General features: G+C 71.9%; 2 protein-coding genes and 1 pseudogene. 2 read left to right on the forward strand and 1 reads right to left on the reverse strand.

What is annotated here, in order from left to right; translation table 11 throughout:
* Positions 1–351: pseudogene (locus Raf01_RS48645) on the forward strand (hypothetical protein); the annotation flags it as partial.
* Between the two features lie 153 nt (positions 352–504).
* Positions 505–2,970 (forward strand): glycosyl hydrolase family 95 catalytic domain-containing protein, encoded by a 2,466-nt coding sequence (locus tag Raf01_RS48650; protein ID WP_203924997.1) that lies wholly within the window; start codon positions 505–507, stop codon positions 2,968–2,970.
* Positions 2,971–3,007: 37 nt separating this feature from the next.
* Here the strand turns inward: Raf01_RS48650 and Raf01_RS48655 are convergent.
* Positions 3,008–3,557 (reverse strand): hypothetical protein (locus Raf01_RS48655; protein WP_203924998.1); only part of this gene is annotated, 550 nt, incomplete at its 5' end.

Raw genomic sequence — 3,557 nt, forward strand, 5'->3', positions numbered from 1 at the left:
GTCGCCACCGCGATGGTGGACACCGGATCGATCGGTGACACTGTGCTGTTCGAGGAGTACAAGAGCACCGGCAACGCGGAGCTGCGCCTGGACCGGAAGATCGCCGAGAAGCGGGTCTTCCCGGCCATCGACCTCGCCTCGTCCAGCACCCGCCGCGAAGAGCTCCTCACGTCCGACGATGAGGCGGCAGTCTTGCTGAAGCTGCGACAGGCACTGAACCTCGATCCCCAGCGCGGCATCGAACAGCTGCTCGACCAACTGCGCCGGACCGGCAGCAACGCCGAATTCCTGCTGCGCCTGTCCCGGTCGACCGACGCCGGGCTCGCGGCGACCCCTTCCGGGTCACGGTAAAACGCCGCCAGCGCCGGGAGCTCATCCGATGTCTGTTGGCCGGTCGGCCGTACTGTGGCGCGAAGTCCGCGCCGGTACCCCTTGACTCGTCCGATCTTTCGCGCCTAGCCTGCGTCTCCAGCGGCAGTACTCGATCGAGGAGGCGCGCACCGGATGGCTGGCAGACGGCACCGCACGGTCCGGTTGGTCGCGGCGGGCGCGGTTCTCGCCCTGGCCTGCATGGCGCTGACGGCACCACCGGCGAGCGCGGAGGCGCCTGGCGGTGTCACGACGGCGTGGAGCCACGGTCGTTTCCAGGTCGACGTTCCCGGTGTGGTGGGCCGCTCCGACGTGGTCCTGGGCCGGCCCAACAGCTTGCCGGCCCAGGCGATGCCCCTGGGCAACGGCGCGCTGGGCGTCGGTCTGTGGTCCGCCAACGGGCTGACCGCGCAGCTCAACCGCGCCGACACTCTGCCGGACCGGCTCTCGCCGGGACAGCTGGTCATTCCCGGGCTCGCCGGGCTGGTCGACGCGCCCGACTACCACGGTCGGCTCGACCTCTACGACGGCATGTTCGTCGAGTCCGGCGGCGGGATGACGGCGCGGGCCTACGTCGAGGCCGGCCGGGACGCACTGGTCGTCGACGTGACCGGCGCCCCGCCGGACACGCCACAGACCGCCCAGCTGCGGCTGTGGCAGCCGCGCACGCCGAGCGCGCAGGCCACCGGGGCGGTGGGCAGCTTGGCGCAGACCTGGGTGGACAGCGGACGCCCGGGGTCCAGCGGCGCGACGTTCGGCGCGATGGCCGCGGTCACCGCCGGCGGGCGGGGCGTGCGGGCCAGTGTCGTCGATCCGCTGACGGTACAGGTCACGTTCCGGCCGCACGCGGACGGCTCGTACCGGGTGGTGGTGGCCTCTCCACAGTGGACGGGCGGGGATGCGCAGACCGTCGCGCGAAAGGTGATCGGTGCCGACGCGCAGCGTGCCGACCGTTCGCTGGTCGACACGCAGACCCGGTGGTGGAACGGGTACTGGGCGCGGGTGGGCCTGATGCGGCTGTCGTCGCCGGACGGCACGGCGGAGTACCTCGAGAATCTGCGCACCGTCAACCTGTACGCCGCCGCCGCGGAGCGCGGCACCGTGCGGCCGGGCTCGCAGGCCGGCGTGGCGGACCTGTTCGACAGCGCGCAGGACACGCACTCCTGGGATCCCGCGTCGTACTGGGGCTGGAACCTGCGCATGCTCGTCACCGCCAATCTGGGCGCCGGAGCCTTCGCCAACAACGAGGCGTACTTCGCCATGTACCGCGACGACCTGCCGACCATCGAGAGCTGGACGGCCAGCCAGTTCCCCGGGGCGGTTGGCGCCTGCGTGCCGGAGACCATGCGGTTCAACGGTGTCGGGCAGCAGGTCCACCAGGTGAACGGGCAGTGGGGTGCCAACCCGTACCTCGACTGCAGCGGGCAGGGGCCGGCCAACTACAACGCCCGTACCCTGTCCAGCGGCGGCGAGGTGGCGCTGTTCATCTGGCAGACCTACCAGGCCACCGACGACATCGGATTCCTGCGCCAGAACTATCCGGTGATGGCGGCGTGGGCGCGATTCATGCTGGGATACGCGACCGTCGGCGCCGACGGGCACCTGCACACCTCGCCGTCCAACGCGCACGAGACGCAGTGGGACGTCAGCGACCCGGTCACCGACATCACCGCCATGGCAGCGGTGTTCCCCGCCGTCGCACAGGCGGCCCGGTTGCTCCACCGGGACGGTGACCTGGTGGCCGACATCGGCGCGGCGCTGCCGAAGCTCCTGCCGTACCCGCGCACCGACGCGGCGACCCGTACCCAGCAGTTGCCGCCGTCGGCCGACGCCACCGGGCAGGATGTGCTCGGCTACTCGTACCGGCAGAGTGCGACGGTGCACAACGTGGAGAACCTGGGCCTGGAACCGGTCTGGCCGTACGGTCTGATCGGCGACACCGGGAACCTGTCCGATCTGGCCGTACGCACCTTCGACACCCGACCGTTCGTGGAACGCAACGACTGGAGCCTGGATCCCATCGACGCGGCCCGGCTCGGACTGGCCGGAGACATGCGCACGGCACTGGTCGACCTCACGAAGCAGTACCAGCAACGCCCGTCCGGCCTGGCGTCGTTCGGCGCGAACTACCAGGAGCCGTACGCCGAGCAGGGTGGTGTGGTCACCACGGCGTTGCAGGATTCGCTGGTGCAGGACTACGACGGGCTGCTGCGGATCGCTCCGGCCTGGCCCGGCGACTGGGACGCGGATGCCACCGTCGCCATCCAGCACCGGGGCAGGGTCGACGTGCAGATCCGTGACGGCGCACCGGTGACGGTGGCGATCGAAGCCGGCGCGAACGGCGGGATCCGGGTCCGCAACCCGTGGCCGGGGCAGCGGGTCGAGGTGGTGACGGCGGGCGCTGGGCGGTCGCGGGTGGTCGTGCCGCCCACGACCGCGGACACGTTCACGGTGCCGGCCCGCGCGGGATCCGGCTACCTCGTCGAGCCGGTCGGGAGCCCGACGACCGGGCTGCGGTACGCGCCGGTCACCGGTACCCCGGCCAGCACCTTCCGGCAACTCGGCACGGTGACGATCGGCCTGCCTCCGGCCACCCCCTGACCGGAGGCGCACGGGGCTTGTCGGAAATTCGGGCTCGTCAGGACGGCGAGACGGGGATCTGGTCGGGCCTGAGCAGGCCGAGGCGGATCAGGTCGCGGTCCACGTCACGCTCCCAGCACACGCGCGGCAGGACCAGCGGGCTCGCACTCTGATCGAAGCTGACGTGCGGGCCGCCCTCGTGCCATTCGAGAAACAGGCCCGGGCGCCGGTTCGGGTTGAACCCGCCGAGGTTGTCCAGTCGTCGCGCGCGTTGCCTGGGGGTGACCTCGTCGCGCCACCGCCACGGCGCCGCCTTCGCCATCAGGTTCATGGCGTTGGTGACCCACTTGTCGGTCCACTCGCGCAGCTCGAACGATTCGGGCAGGCCGGTGAGCAGCCGGTGGGTGCCCCGATCCACGGTGACCCCGCAGGCGGCCAGGGCATCGAGCGCCCGACCGGCGAGCAGCGCGTCGGTGACCTCTTCGACGAGCCCGGCGGGCGCGTCCGGCCCGATGCCCCACAGCTGTTCGAGCGTGCGCGGGCCGGCCTCGTGCGGGCCGGCGAGCGTGCGCGCGCCGGGCTCGTGCGGGCCGGCGAGCGTGCGCGCG

This window comes from Rugosimonospora africana (genome assembly GCF_016862975.1).
In the GTDB taxonomy this organism is placed as follows: domain Bacteria; phylum Actinomycetota; class Actinomycetes; order Mycobacteriales; family Micromonosporaceae; genus Rugosimonospora; species Rugosimonospora africana.